Source organism: Brevibacillus gelatini, assembly GCF_050920745.1.
Classification (GTDB): domain Bacteria; phylum Bacillota; class Bacilli; order Brevibacillales; family Brevibacillaceae; genus Brevibacillus; species Brevibacillus gelatini.
Window position 1 is genome coordinate 1,810,493 of the sequence record NZ_CP154342.1, and the last position, 20,386, is coordinate 1,830,878.

Sequence of the window (20,386 nt, forward strand, 5' to 3'; positions counted from 1 at the left end):
ATACTGGTTTCAAGAAAAATTACTAGGTGGATGCAGGACGCATTTGTCGGTATAATCGAATAGGAAAACAATCTGGCACCTTATTTGCGATGACAGGAGAATGAAGATGAGTCAAACCAATCCCCAATGGGAAAATGAGATAGCAAAACGCCGCACCTTTGCCATCATCTCCCACCCGGATGCGGGTAAAACAACGATGACGGAAAAGTTGCTTTACTACGGCGGAGCCATTCGTGAGGCAGGGATGGTCAAAGGCCGAAAAAACTCCAAGCATGCCACCTCCGACTGGATGGAGATCGAGAAAAAGCGCGGAATCTCCGTGACGTCCAGTGCGATGGACTTTGAATACAAAGGGCACCATATCAATATTTTGGACACCCCTGGTCACCAGGACTTCAGTGAGGACACGTACCGCACGCTGACCGCCGCCGATGCCGCTGTCATGATTATCGACGTGGCAAAAGGGGTGGAGGCGCAGACGATCAAGCTGTTCAAAGTCTGTCGGATGCGGGGCATCCCGATTTTTACCTTCGTCAACAAGCTCGACCGCCACGGGAAGGACCCGTTTGAGCTATTGGAAGAAATCGAGCGTGTGCTGGGCATCCGCTCGTACCCAATGAACTGGCCGATTGGCATGGGCAGCTACTTCAGCGGTGTCTACGATCGGATGAAATCCCGCGTCGAGCTGTACCAGAGCGACACGCAGCACGAGGAAATCTCGTTTTTCCCGGTCGAGGGAGCAGATGATCCGATGATCGGTGAGCGCGTCGGTCAGGAGCTGTGGCAGCAGTTGCAGGAGGAAATCTCCTTGCTTGATGTCGCCGGGGACGAATACGATCCCGAGCTGATCGCAAAAGGACAGCTTACGCCTGTCTTTTTCGGCAGTGCGATCAACAACTTCGGTGTGCAGACCTTCCTGGACAACTTCCTGCAAATGGCGCCAGCGCCTTCTGCGAAAAAGAGCAACATCGGCCTGATCGATCCGTACACGAATCCGTTTTCCGGCTTCATTTTCAAAATCCAGGCCAACATGAACCCGGCCCACCGGGACCGTATCGCCTTTTTGCGTATTTGCTCCGGCAAGTTCGAGCGGGGCATGACCGTGAAGCACGTGCGTCTCGGCAAAGACATCAAGCTGGCCCAGCCTGTGCAGTTCATGGCGCAGGACCGCGAAATTGTCGAGGAGTCGTATGCTGGTGACGTCATCGGCTTGTTCGATCCGGGCATTTTCCAGATCGGCGATACACTCTGTGTCGGCCGACAGTTCGAATACGAGGAAATGCCGCACTTCTCGCCGGAGTTTTTCTCCAAGGTGATGGTGAAAGACGCGTTGAAGCACAAGCAGTTCCAAAAAGGGATCATGCAGCTGACAGAGGAAGGAACAGTGCAGCTGTTCCGCACCTATCCGATGGAAGAGCTGATTTTGGGCGTGGTCGGCGTCCTGCAGTTCGAGGTGCTGGAATACCGCCTGAAGGCCGAGTACGGAGTCGAGATCATGCTGACGAGAATGCCGTACCAGATTGCGCGTTGGCTGGAAGGCGACAAGGCAGCACTTGACGCCGTGAAAAACAAGACGGTTACGGACCGCTATGGACGCCCGGTGATGCTGTTTGAAAGCGAGTATCAACTGCGGGTTGCCATGGAAAAGTATTCGTCCATCAAGTTCCACGAAAGCTCGCTCGGCTTGAAGGCGACGCAGGCATAACCGATTAAAAGAACAAGAACAGGACCTCATCGCTGTGGCGGGGTCCTGTTTTGCTTTTCCTATCCTACCTGGACGACTCCCCTCATATACTGGGACAAAGACAGGCGGGATGAGAGGAAGGGAATGCGTTGAGGGTATTGCTGTTGGTCGTGCTGTTTCTCGTTGCCTTTGACATGCACGCACAGACGCCGCTTCTGGCGCCGTATTTGAATCTGTTAGGTGTGTCCGCTGCCTTGATCGGCTTTGTGCTGGGCGGCTATGCGGTGAGCAATTTGGCCGGGAACCTCATCGCGGGACCTTTTCTCGATCGGTTTCCGAAAAAGTGGTTTATTGCCGGAGGCTTGATTTTCGCCGGGTTCATGCTGATTGGGCAAGGTGTCGTGACGCATACGGGCAGTTTTTTTGCTTTTCGGCTGATGCTCGGCTTTGTCATGGCTTTCGTTTCTCCGGCCTGCTCGGCGATGCTCGGCGAGACAGGCAAGACAGCACTCGAACAAGGCGAGATCATGGGCAAAAAAGGACTGGTGCTCACGACAGCGGGGATTGTGTCACCTGCGGTTGGCAGTTTTTTTGCCGTTCAGTTCGGCTACGGCCAGTCGTTTGTCATTCTCGGCTACATCATGATTGTGGCGGGCGTTTTTTCCTGGCTCGCGCTTCCATCCAAAGTGGCTGGCGGCATGCCATCCGAGCCATTGCCAAAGGTGGAAGGGCGGAGGGGCCTCCTGACGATTATGGAGAATCGCATGTTGTATCCGGCTTTTTTGGGCGGGTTTGCGATCATGTACGCGCAAGGGACGATCATCTACGAAGTGCCATTGCTCGTGCAAAAGCAAGGGATGTCGCCAGCCGTGACCGGAATTTTGTTCAGTTTGAAAGGCTTGGGGGCGCTCGCGATTCTCTTCCAGTTTTGGCTGTACAAAGTACCGGTAGAGACGCGAAGTTTCGCAGGACTCGGCGTACTCAGCGTGCTCTTGTACATTCTGGCGCTCGGTGTGGCAATCCCGATGCAGCTCATGATGTTTTTGTTCGGCGCCTGCTTCGGCCTGCTGTTCCCGACGTTTGCGACCATCCTGACGGTGCACTCGCCGCGCGAGCTGTACGGCAGCGTGTTCAGTATCTACTCGGCGGTGCTGTCCGTCGGGGCGGTGCTGAGCCCGGTCATCGCGGGCTTGTTGGGGAATTGGCATCACTCGTACTTTCTTTCGTTTTTTGTGACGGCAGGGGCGTGTTTGATCGGCGGATTGCATCGGTTGTTGCTGAGCGGGGTTACGCGGTAGGGAGGGAGAGTTTTTTGCAGTTCCCATGGTGTGATAGATGAGAAACTGGATGTCGTTTTTTATGAATATAGGAAAAAGGAGGAAATTCGAAAAGGAAAGGACAGCCGAATTGTAAAGACTTGCTGTTAAAGAATGGGTTTTTCTCGTTGTTGTAAAGAAAATCAAAAAAATGTGATTAAAATTATTATTTGAGCATTTTGCATAATTCCATTTTCGAGAAAAAGACAACAGATTTATATGGTCCGTGGTTGGTTTCAATGTCGTGCTGTGATGGCTTTTTGGAAAAATGGGCAGACCTGCAGAATTTTCGTTTATGCTGAAAAATTTAAGCTGCGGCTTTGCTTGAATGCCCCGCCATAGCAAGGGCAGAAGCCAGCAGTACAATGGCATTCAGGTACTGGTGCGTCGTGACTTTCCGGATTCCCCACACGTGCATCGCGTCAGCAGTTAAAAAGGTTTTCAAGCGGGCATTGCATCGTTCCACGCTAGTTCGTTCGTGGTACAGTTCTTTCCAGCGCTTGCTATCCCGGTGCGGTGTGGAGTAGCGGCGCAGATCACTGGTTGTATCCACCTTAACGACCATCCCATAATTGGAAGACGAACAAGCGGCCATTCCGAGTGGACAGTCTACTTTACCCGTAGCATGGGGACAGCGGAATTTCAAAATATCCCCAACCGCTCCCCAATAAGTCATCGGAAACCCCATGGAGCAGCATGGCGTTCCGTTCGACATCATACCAGCGGGCGGTTCCTTCTCGTTACGAAGGTTCATCGGGATGATAGCCTGTGCTTTCAAATTCCGTGCTGTTTCGTAGTTTTTGAGCTGGTCGTACCCGGCATCAAGCACAAAGAACTCCACTTTGGTTCTAACAGCAACTTGTTCCATCAGATTCGGTGCTAGATCACCGTCATGGACATGAGCCGGTGTGACTTCCAGTGCCATCGGCAGTTCGCTTTTGGTGTCGACGGCGAGATGGAGCTTGTAGCCAAACCACTTTATCTTGTTGCCGAAGGAGTCAAACTTGGCTCCCCAGTTTGCATTGCCCGTGAGCTCGCTTTTACGTTTCGGCTGTTTCTTCTCATAAGCATGGATCGCGGCACTATCGATGGCCACATGACATCCATCGATGATGCCTTCTTGCTTGCAGCGTGTGACCAGATCCTCAAAAAGTCGCTTGGCCAGGTCTTTACTCGTCAAATCGGCAAAGACGCGGCTCAACGTTGCCACGGAAGGAGCCTCCCGATCAAGCCGAAGTCCGCATTGATAGCGAAAACGAAGATCCATATCCAGCCGACGGTGCAGGCCGGTGAACGTACTGATATTCTCAAGCGGAGCTGCAAGCAAAGCTCGAAGAATTCCTTGTCTGCAATGACCGTCAGCGCCACGGGGTGAACGGCTTCTTAGTTCTTTGGCGTAAGGACGTAGGTCAAGAGCGCTGAAAAAGATAGGCAATCGTTCTTTGGATTCAAGTTTTTGCAGTTCCTCGAAGGAAAACAGACTTTCTTGGAGAATATACAAGGTGACTTCCCTCCCTTGGGTTTTCTTGTTTCGTCACTTGAAAACTTCTCCAAGTCGGGGTGAAGTCCCTTTTTTATCCCTAGAAATCCTTGTGTCTTAAGGGCTCAGATTTTTGCAAAATGCTCATTTATGAAAAGGAAGGAATAATAAAAGAGAGAATTAGTTTATAAGTGAAATATCACTTTGGCTGTATAGTGGAAAAAATTGTTTTTTTACAACAATCCGGGGAGGAGTTGAAATTGGAAAAAGGACTAGAAATGAGCTTGAAAAGATAGTTAGGAGGGAAAGTGTGTCAGATCAACGACATAAATGGGAGCATCTGATGGAGCGGTTCATACTCGCTCGGGACAGTGCTTCTTATCAATTGAAAGAAATGCTATCCCGACTGGAATCTGGCGAGATGCTGTCAGAGGAAGCGTATGAATCCATAAAGAATTCGTTAATTTCTGTGCTTCAAATCCAGAACGAGACATTCAATGCCATCCCATCAACTTATGACAGACCGTCTAGCGTAGATGAATTAAAAGAAATCGTGGACGATCTGGAACGCTCATCCCTTCTTTTGGCGAGGGTAGAGCGGGCGCAGCGATCTATCGAGGCGTTCGTTCGACTCCAATGCCTGGATGATGCAGTTGCCCAAGAATTCGTGCAACAACAAGCCAAAGCAGAAAGCTTGCTGCAACAGTTGTCTGAAGAGGAACTGGCAAAAGCCGGAGAAGTCTATGCCAAGGTTGTACAGTTTATCCGTAATCCTGCGGAGTCTGACGACCATGCAGACATGTACAAGCAGATTACAAAATCAATCGGGGTAGCCACCAGGTACGCACTGGAGCAGAACTGGCTTTTTTGGCCGGATGATGATTTTTCAGACGACAGAAAAGAGGCCGCAGGTATTGTTATAGCAGGGCATACTGCTGAAGCAGAGGAAGAGTCAAAAGGTTTCGAAGACCGTTCAGCCGTCTCAAACGCCTTCGCCGAGACAACGATAGCTGATGAAACCAAAGAGATTCTCCCTGGTATTTCCACCGATCGCGTGGATTGTCCCACGCCAGATACTTCAAAAGTATTTGACGGAGCTTCTTCTATTCCTGAAAGGGAGCCATTGGCGTCCTGCCTCATGAGTTCGCTTGAACAAGCGACAACTGCCCCACCGTTCAATGACGCATTTGCCAAAGCCCAAGAAAGTTTGTTTGACTTCACGACAGTCAAGTATGACTGCATTTACAAAAAGAAAAATATCAACAATTTTTCGTCTAATAAATTTGAGGGAGAGTTGAAGCAGGCATCGGTCATACCGCGTTTGCCAGCTTTGATTATGTGCTGTTTGTACAACGATAGGGTTGTTGCCGATAGTCAGCTTGAAACCATATGGGCAAACCCCATGCGTGAAAGTGGCCGTACATCTGGTAATCCAGATGAAATCGTGCGGAACACGATCAAAAAGCTTGTGCAAAAAGGGTATGTGACTGAGCATGTCGTAGAGCTGGCGGAAAAATCCGAAGTTTTTTACACGCTTAGCATGTATGGAGCAGTGGCATTTCAAAAAGACTCCAGCAGACGGCTGTTGCAAACTCTCTCCCAAAAGAAACTTTTTGCCGAAACGGAAGAAGCCCGACAGATGTTTGGCAGCGACAGAGGCGTTGCGGTCGCAGATTTCTTTCGCGTGCAACATATCAATGTAGCGCTGCAAGCGCTGAGTAAACATGTACCAGAGCAATTGACGGCGACGCAGGTAATCATGCAGCCTTTTCCACATCGGGAAGTGGCCGATAAGAAAACAAGGAGCCGTTATCTGCTCATTCCCGGTATTCTGGATGCTAAAGATCCACAAACAGATCTTGCACTCGTCATCGAGATGGCAAATAACAAAAATAACTGCATTCCTCTCGTCGTAGTTGATTCGATGAGGGAGGGCACTTACTGGGTTGAATGGCTGTCTTCCACTGAGCGGCAAGCCTATTATTTGTGTATCGAAAATTTGCTTCCTATCATCGGAGGCAAGGAAGGCTCGGATCAGTTGTCCGTATTGTTCCAACTGCCCGAAACGAATACCGGCAGCAGTTGTGCCAAACAGCCACTGACAGAGCCGGCTGCGACTCAAGAGGTCTCGGCCCCGCAGGATCAATTGGAAATTCGGACAATTGATCCTGTTTTTCAAGATGAAGTAGTTGAAACTGGGCCAACTCAACGAAGCGATCAGCAGAAGTCTGAATCATCTGCCCTGGTAAGCGCCGATGACCTGAATGAGGTTGTCGAAAGCGCGCTGAGTAGACTCGCGGAAGGAAACTGGGCAGAAGGCATGTTGTTGTTGCATACGGTAGCCGGGTTTTCAAAAGACGTTGAGGTGTTGCGTGACAAAATATCATTCATTCTCAATGATCCACTTTGTCGTGAAGAGGACTGGCATACGCTTGCCGACATGCCGATTACCCTTCCGTACGGAGAGTTCGAGATGCTGGATGACTCCGTCAAAGCCGCCATGTGGCTGAAAATCTTTTTTGATCCCAAAGATCCAAATGATTATCGTTTGAAAAATCGCTGGAAGCAAATTAGCAACGACATATCGAGCGACGTACTCGAAACTTTCCCTAGCATAAAGAAGCTGATTGGTCATTTCTGGACGTTTATTGACCGGAATAATATTGGCATCAAGTATTGCGTTTCATCTGATGTTCGCGACCAGCTCGACGTTCAATTGGCAATAAAACAGGTAGAGAAGCACATCGAAGAGACAATCGAAACGGTTTTCCCTCGCAATACGATGTCTAAAATCAACCATCCGAAGATCAAGGAGATGGTTGTTGAACTGTATGGTAATAGCGGCCTCATGACTCGCTATCTGCAAAATGCACCCGGAATGCGGTTAGCCGAATTGCGCGAAGTATGCCAACTGTTCACAGAGACCGATTTGTCCGTCGATTCAGTCGGTCCTGATCTTAAGCCAACCGATGCAAAACTGGAGCAATTCCTTGATAAGTATTGGGTCGGGATGAGCAACTGGGTGAGCAATGACAAAAGCACAATGCTTACCGGGGCTTTTCGTAACCGGATGAGAAATTGGTTGCGTGAAGCGACAGATCCGCTATTGCGGTACTATGCATGTCGATGCGCTGAAACTTCCATGAGTGGGTCAACATATATTTCGCCTGAGATGGCTAGCAAAGCGCGTCAAGAATCACAACAGCTTGTTTTTGAAGCGATGAAGCAACTGGAGGAGCAATCAATTTTACTGGACAAGGTAAGCCATGGTCTGCTTCATTCCACAATTCGCGATTTGCAAGCTGCCTTTGAAGAATCAGACGATGAACGCGAGCAGCACTTTTATGAGTCATTGCTGCTTTCTGGAGAAATCGAACTGGATTCTGACTATTTGCCGATCATGGATGAAGAGTGGCTCCCATCCATTCAACCTGTTGCCGGCTATACTCTTAGGGAACGCTTGTTGCGTCATCACAGCAAGAAGTTTCAAACGTGGGAAGAGGCTGCTGACCACGCGTTACGTAACTACGACATGGGCATGTACGATTTGATTGCCAAGCGTTCTGGTGAGCGGCTGTCTGACACGACAGTGAGTGAGACACGGCGCAAGGCACCACAGCAACTCATGAAATATAATGATGATTTCAGGGCAGAAGTGGAGCTCGCACAAAATTATGGCCAAATGGCGAGCAATGACGAAATGTATGGCTATATCAAGCTCGCGGAAGCTGCTAAAAAGCATGCGGAGAAAACGCTCAATGTCGGGTTTTTCAAGCGCTTGCTTGTACACTGCCGCGCACAAATTGTGAGAGGCTCTGACACGCGAATGGAAGCGACTCGCAGCCGTTTGGATGCGTTGAAAGAGGACACCCTGCTCAGTGCGGATCGCGACGATCTGGCAAGCGATGAAGAAGTGCTGCGACAGTGGCCGATTCTCGATAAAATTGAACGCGCGCTTGAGAGACGCAATATGACAGTTGCTGAGGATTACATACAGCTTGCTGCCAGTGGCCGAAAAGACACTCCGTCGCTTCAAATGTTTGACAGTGATTTGTACAAAGTGTTTCTTGAGCGATACCAAGGACTTTTCCAAGCGTGCAACGCGCATAAACGCGATGATCTTTACCGTGTATACAACCAATCTGTCCGTAGCCAGTTGTTTCCGAATCAGAACAACCGGAACACGGCTAGTGCGGAAAAGTTGATCCGGCAATGGTACAAGTTGCAGCCTCAGCAAATAAGCGAGTTCATGGAACAACTGTTGTTTCACAAGGTAGAGAAAGTGGTGAAAGAACGAGAAAATGAATTTTATGTTTTCCCGGCGGCACGTGATGCCCAATTAGGTCAGTATCCTCATCCATTCAAGGAGTTTGGGACTGAGGCTGTGCGAAAAGGAGTTCGTGTGCTGGCTATGGCTGGCGTACGGACTGCCGATAACTTGCTGGATGAAGTAACACAGCGTGGTTCGGGAAATGGGGCAGCGACAATCGTTGTACTTGATTATGCGCTCCCGCTGGCTGACAGAAAACTGCTGGCCAAGTCCATCAAGTTGCGATCCATTCCGGAAATAATCGTTGTCATTGACCGAGTTATGGCTCTGTTTCTGGCCGGATACAGTCAAACGGATCGGGCCGATGCCTTCCTTAGAATTGCCTTGCCATCAAGCAAAATTCAACCATATATCCCTGTCGGCGGGATTCCGCCAGAAATGTTCATTGGTCGAACCGATGAACTGGAGAAAATCAGGAGCATGAACGGCCCGGTATTTGTATACGGTGGACGGCAGCTTGGTAAAACGGCATTGCTGCGGGAAGCAAAGAACAGGGAACATGATCCCGAAAAAGGTCGATATGCAGTCTTTGTTGATTTGCGGGAGAAAAATACGGATACAACGCTTCGGATTATGAGCGAAGAACTGGTTATTGAGAAGGTATTAACGCAGCCTTGCAACACGTGGGACGAGCTGCGAATTGCACTGCGTACAAGACTTTTGGACAAGGATCGTCCCATCCACAAACTAATGCTGTTGCTTGACGAAGCCGATGCGTTTCTCGCAAGCTGCGAGAGTTGCCAAAACAAGCCGCTTGAAATCCTGAAAGAACTGAAAGATACGTTCAATGGACAATTCAAATTTGTTCTTGCGGGACTTCGCGACGTTGTCCGATTCAACAAGCGACTGCTTGGTGGCAACAGCGTACTTGCCCATCTGGGTCATATCACCATTCGGCCATTGGAATACTTGGATGCTCGCGACTTGCTGCTTCGCCCATTGCATTATCTCGGATTTCGGATTGAAGAAAATGGAGAGGATATCATCAGTCTTATTCTTGCGAAGACGAACTATTATCCTGGCCTGATTCATTTTTATTGCCAAAAGTTGATCGAAGCGATCACGGACAGTTATCGCAACGGCAATTATAATGAAAACGCCAATCCGCCCTATTTGCTTGACGAGAAGCATATCAAGACTTTGCTTGGACAAAGGGAACTTCTTACCGAAATTGAGAACAAGTTCCGCATTACATTGCAACTTGATACTGATAATTTGTATGATATTTTGGCCAAAGCGATCGCGTACCGCTATTACGTGGTCGGAATTGGTCAAAGCTCTTCCGCACAGGACATAATCGAGGTTTGCAAAGAGTTCAACATCAACAAGATAGTGAACTTGTCGGAAGATAGCGTCAAGGCCTTGCTGGAGGAAATGGATGAGCTTAACATCATCCGGCGGGAGACCCGTGGTTCGGATCACTATGTATTTAATCGATACAGTTTCTTCCAAATGCTCGGCAGCAGCGAAGACGAGCTGTTTTATCAGCTTTACGAACTGGGAGAGAATTAGCATGGAAAAACCTTCGCTCTGGTGGAACTATATGTCTGGTGCTGCACGGTATCTCCAGGATACCGTGGCAGCCACCAGTGACTATCGGGTCCTGTTGATTGAGGAGCCGCCTTACAAGGAGGACTTTTTTCATCTGCTCAAAGAAAGACTGCTGCAAAGAGACAGTAGCCAGCAAATCGAACAAATGCAGGCGGATGAATGGGCGCGTGATCTGGATGTAGGTGAGGCGTTAATGAATGATTACGCCCATCAAGTTGAGTATCATCCTATGGATGGCACCCGGCCTGAATATATGGCAAAAAACAATCTGCTTTCAGGTCGGGTACTTATTGTACGAGAAACGAATCGCCGAACAGAATGGATTGATTGCGCAATTGAGTATGCCAAGTTCAGTTCGCAGCAAAATGGTCTGCTTATTCTGACGTACAGTGCCGCTCGTCCGCTGGCTACCGCCCGTAAAGGGATGAAGCTGTTGCAGTGGGGCGAATATGTAGCACATTATGATATGCAACTGTTTGCCTCGTATTGCATTGCGGAAAAACCTGGGCTTACCTTAGGGATACGTAACTATATCACGCAGCTTGCCTCAAGAATGGCTGACACCGATCCGGAACTTTGCAGCATGTTGGCGGTTGAGGAGACGGTGGATGATGCCTTTGGTTTACTGCGGAAACTCGCCGACCGTTATGGGACAGCGAGAAATCTTGTGGAGAATCCGCAAAAAGTGACTTCTATTATTTGGGAGGCGCAGATTCATCTTGTGTTTCCAATCATAGAAGAAATGCGGCGCCGCTTCATTGAACGCTACCGTAGCGCGTTGCAGGGCGTGTTGCCGCAACGGGACAATTTTGAAAAGTTACTCCAGTCACCGGAAGACATGGAGCTGCGCCACATGTGGTATTTTTACTTTAAAGCGAATGGCTTTTTGAGTTCAGATGATGAGCGTTGCTTTCACATGCTATATGAGGCTCGTAACCAATTAGCGCATTTGGATACGTTAGACAGAGAGATGATCCGGGAGATCGTCTCCTTGCAAGTATGACGAAGGTAAAATAATTCCACCCCCCCTTTTTTTACCGAAAACTAATGCTGGGCATGCAATTCGAAGAAAAGGGGGGCTTTTCTCGTGTTTTTACGTAGACATGAGAACTTCAGCTATGAGCAGTATCTACCAGATGGCAATGTCCATAGAGAGCTTTGAGAAAATACATACCGGATTTAAGGCTGATCTTTAACACGCTCCCCCCCAAACAGGAGTTTTCCGCAGGTTGATCTGTTCCCCAAATTCTCTTATAATACCGATATATTTTTGCTGAAAATCATTCTCAAATAACGAAAACCAATTAACGCTTCTCAGGCAAAAACAGGCAGGTGTGCTCGGGTGAAGGAAAAAGAAAAAAAGAACATCGATGACTTGTTGGCACAGTGGACGAACGCGGCTGTACAGGTGATCGACGTTCGGCACTTTGTGTTGCAGTCGCAAGCGTCGTGGAACAGCTACCGGCTTCCGGCCTCCAGCTTTTTTTACGCGTGCAAAGGACGGGCCACGGTGCGGCTGAATGGGCGCGAATATGCGGCAGACCGCTTCTTGCTCCTTCACGGTGGCAAAGGCATGGTGCTCGACGTGAAGCTGACCGATGAGCGATTTGTGTTTTATTTGATCTTGTACAAGGCAAAAACAATGCTGCCGAGCCCCGCGGACCGCACCTTGCAAAACGGGGGGAGCCAGGCGTTGTTTCAGCTTCCTTATGCGCTTGTGCCGCTTGAGCCGACCGGATTGTACGATCTGGTCGTAGCAATGGCCCGCGAATGGGAGGCACAGGAACGGTTGCGGGCAAAGGGCACGTTTTTGCAATTTGTCCACGAAGTCATGCAGCAGCTCATGCGGCACGGGTTCCAGCAGGAACAGGAGCCGCTCGCCAGGCGGGTCGTCCGGTTCCTTGAGGAGCATTACCGAACGAGGATTTCTCTGGAGAGCCTCGCCGAGCATTTTTGCTACAGTGCCCGCTACTTGACCCGACTGGTCAAGGAAGAAACCGGCCACAGTCCGATTGATTACGTCATCTCGCTGCGAATGGAAAAAGCGAAGGAACTGCTTGCCGGGACAGATGCGACGATGCAGGAAATAGCGGCCTTTGTCGGGTACCAGGATGTGCTTTACTTCAGTCGGCTGTTCAAAAAGCATACAGGCATGACGCCGAGCGCCTTTTCCGGGCAGGCCCTGACGGCTCCCGCAGTTCCGGATCGTCCATATGGAAAGTCCGGATTGTCTATTGTGGACGAGAAACGTGGAAGCTATAGTGTTAACGATAATCGTTATCAACGAAGCTTTGGGGGGATCGTTCGCATGAACAAAAAATCAACGCGCCACATGGCAACTCTCTTCATGGTCAGTCTCGCATTGCTCGTGAGCGCGTGTTCTGGCACGGCAAGTCCGACACCACAAGCCGGAGAGAGCGTACAGGAGCAGACCGGAACTGCCCAGCGCGAACTGACAGACGGGTTGGGCAACAAAGTCACGGTACCCGCTCAGCCACAGCGCATTATCGCTTCCTATCTGGAAGACCATCTGGTGGCGTTGGGCGTGAAGCCGGTCGCACAGTGGTCGATCGGAGATGGCGACGTCCAGGACTATCTGCAAAAAGATCTGGCAGGAATCCCGGCGATTCCGTACGACTTGCCGCCCGAAGTCGTAATGAGCTACAATCCCGACTTGATTATCATGGACAATGCGGAAATGGTAGCGGGGGACAAATACAGCCAGTACGCCAAAATATCGCCGACGTATACGATTGGCAAAGAAAAGAACAGCGACTGGCGCAAAGAGCTTCTGATCGTGGGGGAAGTCCTGAACAAGAGCGAGGAAGCGAAAAAGGTACTGGCTGATTACGATGCATACGTGGCCGAGAGCAAAGAAAAGCTGAAACAGGGCATTGGCGAAAAATCGGCAGCGGCCCTGTGGGTAACAGCGAAAGCCGTCTACATGGCGCGGAAGGATTTGTCCAGCGGAGACGTTCTGTACAAAGACCTTGGGTTCAAGGTGCCTGGCGTCGTTGAAGAAATTTCCAAGTCGGGCGAAGCCAACTGGAACGCCGTGTCTCTGGAAAAGCTGGCGGAGCTCGACGCCGACTACCTGTTTGTCGTCAACAGCAAAGGCGTGTCCAAGGACGAGCTGTTGAAAGAGCCAGTCTGGGCGAATATTCCTGCGGTGAAAAACGGACAAGTCTTCGATTTTACGACCGATTCCAGCTGGCTGTACACAGGCGTGATCGCCAACCGCCAGATGATCGAGGATGTGCTGGACAATGTGTTGAAATAATGCAGCATGCGGGCGACGGTTTTTTACGGTCTGGAAGCAGCAAAAAGGCAACGAAGCTATCGTTGCCTTTTTGCCTTGTATATACCTGTACACGCGTTTAATTTGGTTCAACCGGCTTGCCGCCTGTCCGTCTTGCTTTCACATGCTTCAACTCCGCAACGATGATGAAGCTGACGATGACGAGCAAAAACCACGAGCTGATTTTGCCGAAGTGCACCAGTTCCCACCCGGAGCGCTGGTTCGGATAGGCCCAGGCCCCGAAAAACGTGGCGATATTTTCTGCAATCCAGATGAAAAAGCCGATCAAGAAGTAGCAAAGCGGGATCGGCATGGAAAAGCGCTCGTGGGTGACGCGAAAGTACACTTTTGAGCGCCAGAACACGACGAACATGAGCACCATCAGCACCCAACGCAGGTCCCAGAAGAAGTGATGGGTGAAAAAATTGAGATAGATCGCCGCACCGAGCGAAGTCACCCAGATCGGCTTCGGCCAGCCAGCCAGACGGACATCCAGGCGACGCCACGCCTGACACAAATAGCTGGCGACACTCGCGTACATAAAGCCGCTGTAAAGCGGGACGCCAAACACCTTGCTGTACCCGTCCTCGGGGTAGCCCCAGGAGCCCATGTGCACCTTGAATATTTCCAGGCACAGTCCGATCAGGTGAAAGACCGTAATTACCTTCAACTCGTCCCGCGACTCCAGTCCGCTTTTCACCATGAACACCTGAAAAGCCAAACAAAGCAATAGCAGCAGGTCGTATCTGGGCAGGCCAGGGATCGCGACGAATTTGGATACCGCGAGCGCAGCGAAAATGAAAACGGGAAACAGGCAAGACATGGCCTCCTGGTACCCGAAGTACAGCAAGAGGCGAATGAAGCGGATCATTGTTCGATTTTGTCGGAAGGATTCGGGCCTTTGGCGACAGGCAGATCGTAGGAGCACCAGTCGCTCCAGCTTCCTGCGTACAGCTTGGCGTCAGCCCGTCCAGCCTGGTGCAAGGCGAGCAAGTTGGTGCAGGCCGTGACTCCCGAGCCGCAATAGACGATAATTTCCCGGTCCGCGAAGTCGGCGATGCGGGCTTTGAGCTGCTCTGGCGGAAGCATGGTCATGTCCGTAGCCAGGTTGTCTTTATAAAAGAAGTGACGGGCCCCAGGAATGTGTCCGGCTTTCGGATCGAGCGGCTCCTGCTCGCCGCGATAGCGCTCGCCTGCCCGCGAATCGAGCAGCACGGTATCTGGCTTGCGTTTTTGCACGTCCTCGATGCCGACCAGCATCTCCGGGCGCGGGCGCGGGACAAACGTGCGCGCCTGCGGTGTCGGCACGTCAGCAGTCACCTCGTAGCCCGCCTTTTTCCAGGCGGCGTATCCGCCATCCAGTACGGCCACGCGGTCGTGCCCAAGGTAGCGCAGTAGCCACCAGAGACGTCCAGCCATCGACATTTCCTGGTCGTCGTAGGCGATTACCGTCGTGTGTTCGTCGATTCCCGCCCGTGAAAAAAGCGCTGCGAGCGTGTCAATATCCGGGAGGGGATGGCGTCCGCCGTGTTCGCCCTTCGGACCGGACAGGTCGCGATTCAGATGAAAGTAGAGCGCACCTGGAATATGATCGACTTCGTATTCTTGCGCTCCCTGTTCAGAAGCGGACAGTGCAAAGCGGCAATCGGCGATGACGATCCGTTCGTCGTGCAGATGATCGTGGAGCCATTGTGGTGTGACAAGTGCTTGCATCGTTTCCCCTGCTTTCTGATTTTTCTTCATCATAGCAGAAGATGAACGGATGAGATACAATATTTCTAAAAAGTGGCGGAAGAGAGGAGCAACAGGATGAAGCGTGTAATTCGATACTTTTTGGAAGGCTTGCTGTATGTGATTCCATTGGCGGTGACGATTTACATCCTATATACGATTTTTACGACGGTGGACAGCTGGTTTTACAATCTGGCCAGCAACCGGTTCCATCTCCATTTTCCCGGAGTTGGCGTGCTGATTACGATTGTGGGGATTACTGTTGTCGGGTTTTTGGCTTCCAACGTGCTGACGCGCGGTTTGCTGGCGATCGTGGACAGCATTTTTGAAAAAGTGCCGTTCATCAAGCTGATCTATACTTCGATCAAAGACTTGATCGGGGCGTTTGTCGGGGACAAAAAAAGCTTCGACAAGCCTGTTCTGGTGACGCTGTCCAAGGACTCGGGCGCCAAAGTCATCGGCTTCATTACAAAAGAAAGCATGGATACATACGGGCTTGCCGACCATGTCGCTGTTTACTTGCCGCAGTCGTACAACTTTGCAGGCAATCTGCTGCTTTTTCCAAGCGAACAGGTGCAGCTGCTCGACATGGACAGTGCCGAGGTGATGGCGTTTCTCGTTTCGGGCGGGGTATCGGGCAAAAAAGCGGCCGCCAAAGCGGAAACCGAATCGGGCATCCAGGCATGAGACAGCTTTTTCTCTAATTTTGTGTCAAATAGACAAAAAGCAGGGCAGCTTCCGGCTGTACAACCGGGAAGCTGCCCTGCTGCTTTTTTACAGGTTAACTGCTGAAAAAACCGCTGTGGCTGGAATGCTTGTGACGATAGTAGTGATGGCCATGCGTTTTGTGACCATGACTCCACAGCGAGCCGCGATGGCGATAATCGCTGCTGCTGTACTTGCGGTAGCCGTGCCCGCCCATTTTCCGGAAAAACCGCACGCCTTTTTTCAGTAAAGCGACGACAAGGATGACGGCGAGAATAAACAGCACAAACCCGATCCCCAAAATCGTCAGAATGACGGACATCTGCATCTACTCCTTTTGTCCAGCTTGTTTGTCGTGAAAGCGAGTTTTGTCCGGCAACGCGCTTTTGTGCATGTGCAGGCCGGTGATCCGTACAAGTATTGTTACGGACAGCCAGACGGGAAGTTTCAGGCAGAAAAAGCCGTTGGGCGAGAGTGCAGTGCTCTGTTATTTTTACGCGTTCAAATATTTTTCGTAAGGGGTATAGTCAATTTGCTTGGACTGCAAATGGGCGATGAGCCATTTGTGGTCGCGCTTGGGAGTTGCGACGATGTATCCTTTGACAATCAGCTCGGTTGTAATCGCATCCGCTTTCTCTTCCAGGGCCAGCTGGCCGATTTTCGCTGCAATCGAGCGTCTTGCCACATCGCGAAACAGCTGCGGCACAGGCTCCACCAGCTCGTTGAGCAAGGTCAGACCTTCTTCTGTCCACAGTGCCCGTGTCTGCTCGATGTAGTAGTCCTGCCAGTCGAGTTCGGACTTCCCGTCCTGTTTCGGCATGGACTTGAGGAATTTGCGAAACATGAAGTATCCGCCGATCCCCATCACCCCGACAAGCACAAACGACCATCCGACGATAAACAGGGAAAACCCTGTAGACATTTCATTCATGTGCGTACACCTCATAACCGTAATCCATAAAAATGCCCATACAGGTAAAGTGTACCTTATTTTCAGCCGGGCAACAAACTTTTTGTGCTTTTGCCTATCCTGTTGGTTTTCTCTTCCCAAGTACATATACAATTTAGTATGATTAGAATTAATCTTGATTGGGAGTGGACGCTCATGTTCAAACTTGGACAACGCGTCGTCATTGTTGCCGACTCCTTCGAGCAAGGCTTGCCGATAGGCGAATACGGGTATTTGATCGCACGCGACCGCAACCCGGACAGTGCGTTTGCATGGGTCATTCGCATACCCAAAATAGATAAGCACATTCCAGTGGTAGAAGCAGACATCGCCTTGGAAGAAAAACTGCTGGAGGAGGAAGCACAGCGTGTCTCGCAGGAAGCGATGCTTGATTACGCCTTGGCGACGCGCAACGAGGCTCTCTTCAGGCAACTGATGGGCATGTCAGATGCAGAAGAGGCAAATGACGAACCAGCGAAGGAATCAGTGGAAGAATTTATCCGTAAAGTAAATTTGAAAGCCTGGATATAACCATCTGCGGTTTTCCTGTTGGGAAAATCGTTCTTCTTTGCAGGAGGGGCTTGTCCCTTGATACTATTGTGAAGGAAATGAAAGCGAGGCTATTTCATGTCTGAATTTGTGACATTTACCAATGAATTTGGTCAAACCATCGAGATGCCCCGGGAGGATTACCAGAAAAAAGTGATTCCGCACACGCTGGATCTGTATTGGGACCAAAAAGAAAAGCTTCGTGACTTTGCGATGGGATTGGTGAAGGATCAATTTCATGAGCAGGCGGCCATTGCGGCGGACAGGCTGCTTGAGCTGTACGGGCCCATTGAGTCTGCCCTTATTTTTCGCGCGGTCGTACACATGCAGGCGAGAGAATTTGAGCAGGCGAAAAAGATCCTGACCGATTGCCTGGAGCGCTTCCCTTCATCGGGGACGGCCTGCACGAATCTGGCCAAGATTTACGCGTACGAAGGTGAACAGGACAAAGCGTTCGAAATCTTGACGACCGGCCTGCACAAAGACCCGAATCAGGAAAACGGCCTGAACATGTACGTCGAGACCTTTTTGCAGACCGGCAAGCGGGAAGAGCTGCGGTCCCGTCTGGAAGCGCTCAGTGTCAAGGAAGGAGCCTGGAGACCGCAGCTTCATCTTGCCCGCCTCGCCTTGACCGAGAACGATCTTTTGAACGCCATGAAATGGTACACGGTTGCCATCGAGGGGGCCAAAGACCGTTTTGAAGTGGTTATGACGGTAACGGGCGAGCTGGGACAGGCAGGCTATGTGTATCAGCTGATTCAGATTTGTGAGAAGTATTGGACGCCGGAATTTCAATACCCGTATGCCGGCTTCAACTACGCCAATGCTTTGCTCGCTACCGACCAGAAGGAAAAGGCGATTGCCATCCTGCGCACCATGCAGGAGCATCTGCCGGACAACTACAAGCCGATGGTCGATCACTTCCTTGCCCGAGTGCCCGGTGCGCAGGAAGTGGAAGCGGCGGCGCAGCAAAAAGTGGAAACGGAAAACCAGTCTGGCGATCAGGCGGCGAAAAAGAGCTGGTGGAAGTTTTGGAAGTAGCCGAAAATGCGTCAATAGCGTCCGACACGTGGCTGTCGGGCGCTTTTCTATTTCAGTTGGGAAAACGGCAGGCGGCAGTTGCGCGGGCTTGGCGGGACATGTGCCGCAGCCAAACAGCGCGACCATCCCCGGATGATGATCGCGCTGTTTGGTGCATCCATCTATTTAAACTGGCTGGTGAGCCGCCGCTCCAATAATGCGACGCCCTGGTACATCAGCGTGGCGACGACCGCGATGATGGCGAGGCTCATCATGACCATGGTAAAATTAAACACTTGGAATCCGTAAATAATCAGGTAGCCCAATCCTTGCTGGGAAACGAGAAACTCGCCGACGATAACGCCTACCCAGGAAAGGCCGACATTTACCTTCAACGTGGCAAGCAAGGTCGGAATTGTCGCCGGGAGAATGACGAGGCGGAAAATTTGCCGTTTGTTGCCGCCGAGCGTCTGGACGACCTTGACGTAGTTTTGGTTGACCTCGCGAAAGCCGGAGTAAACGTTGATCGTGGTGATGATAACCGAGATCGCGCAACCCATGGCGATGACGGACATCAGTCCCGGTCCGAAGCCGACGATGAAGACCGGGCCAAGCGCGACCTTGGGCATGCTGTTGGCAATGACGAGATAAGGTTCCAGCACGCGGGAGAGAAACGGCGACCACCAGATCACCGTCGCGATGACCGCTCCGAGCAGCGTGCCCAACAGAAAGCCGACGATCGTTTCCCACACCGTCATGCCTACGTGGGGAAGCAGGCTGCCGTCCACGAGTTGCGACCAGAATTGCGCCCAGATTTTGGAGGGGTAGCTGAAGATGAGCGCATTGATTGTGTTCGTGCGGGCAAGCAGCTCCCACAAGCCAAGGAAGACGAGAAACAACAGGCATTGTGTGGAAAACACCCAGTAGCGGCTTTTCGCCTCCTGCTTCAAGTAGTCGCGGTGGATGGCTTCAATTTCCTTTGGCTGCACCAGATACCACCTCCATCTCCTTCCAGACACGGTGGAACAAATCCTGGAAGCCCTCCTGGTTGCGGGCGTGAAATGGCAGGGATTCGCGAATGGCGGCAGGAACGACCAGTTCGCAGCTGATTCGCCCCGGATTGCGGGAAAAGATGTAAATGCGATCGCCCATGGCAATCGATTCGGACAGGTCGTGTGTGACCAAGATGGCGGTTTTTTTGTGCTTGCGCAATGTGGAAAAGACCAGGTCTTCCAGCTTCAGCTTCGTCTGATAGTCCAGGGCGGAGAACGGTTCATCGAGCAGCAGCACTTCCGGTTGACAGGCAAGGGTGCGGACGAGAGCGACCCGCTGTCTCATTCCGCCGGACAACTGCTGGGGAGAAGCTTTGCGCACGTCGGCCAGCTCCATTTCATCGAGCAGATGCAAGGCGTATTGCTCCGTCTCCCTGGTGCGGATTCCCTGGATGTCGAGGCCGAGAAAAACGTTGTCTTCAATCGAGCGCCAGTTGAACAAATAGTCCTGCTGGAGCATGTAGCCAACCTGCCGGGACGTTCCGCGGACAGGTTTTCCGTCAATGAGCACTTTTCCCGCGGTGGGTGTCTCCAGTCCTGCGATGAGGGAGAGCAGTGTCGTTTTGCCACAACCACTAGGGCCAACCAGACAGATGAACTCGCCTTCCTCCACGCGCAGGTTGATGTCCCGGACCGCCATGAACGCCCTGGTCGTGGATAAGTAGAGATGGGTTACGTGGGAAAGTTCAATCTTGGCCTGCGTAGAAGGAATCTGGTTCAT

The 20,386-nt window shown here is 51.1% G+C and carries 15 protein-coding genes; 8 read left to right on the plus strand and 7 right to left on the minus strand.

Features of this window, described 5'->3' with window-relative positions; genetic code table 11:
- The first annotated feature begins 106 nt into the window (after nucleotides 1–106).
- Both AAFJ72_RS08955 and AAFJ72_RS08960 read left to right on the plus strand, forming a co-directional pair.
- Nucleotides 107–1,705, plus strand: a complete 1,599-nt coding sequence (locus tag AAFJ72_RS08955; RefSeq protein ID WP_432776815.1) for a peptide chain release factor 3 — start codon at nucleotides 107–109, stop codon at nucleotides 1,703–1,705.
- Between the two features lie 128 nt (nucleotides 1,706–1,833).
- Nucleotides 1,834–2,982 carry an MFS transporter gene (locus tag AAFJ72_RS08960; protein WP_432776816.1) on the plus strand — a complete coding sequence of 383 codons (1,149 nt, stop codon included), beginning with the start codon at nucleotides 1,834–1,836 and terminating at the stop codon, nucleotides 2,980–2,982.
- Between the two features lie 325 nt (nucleotides 2,983–3,307).
- On the opposite strand, the gene AAFJ72_RS08965 is transcribed toward AAFJ72_RS08960, so the two are convergent.
- Nucleotides 3,308–4,501, minus strand: a complete 1,194-nt coding sequence (locus AAFJ72_RS08965) for a transposase (protein WP_432775933.1) — start codon at nucleotides 4,499–4,501, stop codon at nucleotides 3,308–3,310.
- 289 nt (nucleotides 4,502–4,790) lie between these two features.
- Here AAFJ72_RS08965 and AAFJ72_RS08970 point away from each other — a divergent pair, with 289 nt between their 5' ends.
- The 3 genes from AAFJ72_RS08970 (at nucleotide 4,791) to AAFJ72_RS08980 (ending at nucleotide 13,641) form a co-directional block, all read left to right on the plus strand.
- A complete protein-coding gene (locus AAFJ72_RS08970) occupies nucleotides 4,791–10,322 on the plus strand; it encodes an AAA family ATPase (protein ID WP_432776817.1) in 5,532 nt (1,843 codons plus the stop codon).
- Between the two features lies 1 nt (nucleotide 10,323).
- On the plus strand, nucleotides 10,324–11,364 hold the full coding sequence (locus AAFJ72_RS08975; RefSeq protein WP_432776818.1) for a hypothetical protein: 1,041 nt from the start codon (nucleotides 10,324–10,326) through the stop codon (nucleotides 11,362–11,364).
- A gap of 339 nt (nucleotides 11,365–11,703) precedes the next feature.
- Nucleotides 11,704–13,641 (plus strand): AraC family transcriptional regulator, encoded by a 1,938-nt coding sequence (locus AAFJ72_RS08980; RefSeq protein WP_432776819.1) that lies wholly within the window; start codon nucleotides 11,704–11,706, stop codon nucleotides 13,639–13,641.
- Between the two features lie 97 nt (nucleotides 13,642–13,738).
- Here the strand turns inward: AAFJ72_RS08980 and AAFJ72_RS08985 are convergent, their stop codons facing one another.
- Nucleotides 13,739–14,530 (minus strand): DUF817 domain-containing protein, encoded by a 792-nt coding sequence (locus AAFJ72_RS08985; protein ID WP_432776820.1) that lies wholly within the window; start codon nucleotides 14,528–14,530, stop codon nucleotides 13,739–13,741.
- A complete protein-coding gene (locus tag AAFJ72_RS08990) occupies nucleotides 14,527–15,372 on the minus strand; it encodes a sulfurtransferase (protein WP_432776821.1) in 846 nt (281 codons plus the stop codon). The genes AAFJ72_RS08985 and AAFJ72_RS08990 overlap by 4 nt, the downstream gene beginning before the upstream one ends.
- 96 nt (nucleotides 15,373–15,468) lie before the next feature.
- Here AAFJ72_RS08990 and AAFJ72_RS08995 point away from each other — a divergent pair, with 96 nt between their 5' ends.
- On the plus strand, nucleotides 15,469–16,077 hold the full coding sequence (locus AAFJ72_RS08995) for a DUF502 domain-containing protein (RefSeq protein ID WP_432776822.1): 609 nt from the start codon (nucleotides 15,469–15,471) through the stop codon (nucleotides 16,075–16,077).
- Between the two features lie 94 nt (nucleotides 16,078–16,171).
- Here AAFJ72_RS08995 and AAFJ72_RS09000 read toward each other — a convergent pair whose 3' ends face one another.
- Nucleotides 16,172–16,417, minus strand: a complete 246-nt coding sequence (locus tag AAFJ72_RS09000) for a hypothetical protein (RefSeq protein WP_432776823.1) — start codon at nucleotides 16,415–16,417, stop codon at nucleotides 16,172–16,174.
- Nucleotides 16,418–16,588: 171 nt separating this feature from the next.
- Complete coding sequence (locus tag AAFJ72_RS09005; protein ID WP_432776824.1) at nucleotides 16,589–17,026, minus strand: DUF2621 domain-containing protein; 438 nt, start codon at nucleotides 17,024–17,026, stop codon at nucleotides 16,589–16,591.
- A 174-nt stretch (nucleotides 17,027–17,200) separates the two neighbouring features.
- Here AAFJ72_RS09005 and AAFJ72_RS09010 point away from each other — a divergent pair, with 174 nt between their 5' ends.
- Together AAFJ72_RS09010 and AAFJ72_RS09015 are read left to right on the plus strand one after the other, a co-directional pair.
- Nucleotides 17,201–17,575, plus strand: a complete 375-nt coding sequence (locus AAFJ72_RS09010) for an ATPase (RefSeq protein WP_122904024.1) — start codon at nucleotides 17,201–17,203, stop codon at nucleotides 17,573–17,575.
- 96 nt (nucleotides 17,576–17,671) lie between these two features.
- Nucleotides 17,672–18,634 (plus strand): tetratricopeptide repeat protein, encoded by a 963-nt coding sequence (locus AAFJ72_RS09015; RefSeq protein WP_432776825.1) that lies wholly within the window; start codon nucleotides 17,672–17,674, stop codon nucleotides 18,632–18,634.
- Nucleotides 18,635–18,795: 161 nt separating this feature from the next.
- Here the strand turns inward: AAFJ72_RS09015 and AAFJ72_RS09020 are convergent, their stop codons facing one another.
- On the minus strand, nucleotides 18,796–19,602 hold the full coding sequence (locus AAFJ72_RS09020) for an ABC transporter permease (RefSeq protein ID WP_432776826.1): 807 nt from the start codon (nucleotides 19,600–19,602) through the stop codon (nucleotides 18,796–18,798).
- Nucleotides 19,583–20,386, minus strand: coding sequence for an ABC transporter ATP-binding protein (locus AAFJ72_RS09025; protein ID WP_432776827.1), 804 nt, complete (start codon nucleotides 20,384–20,386; stop codon nucleotides 19,583–19,585). Before AAFJ72_RS09025 ends, AAFJ72_RS09020 begins: the two co-directional genes overlap by 20 nt.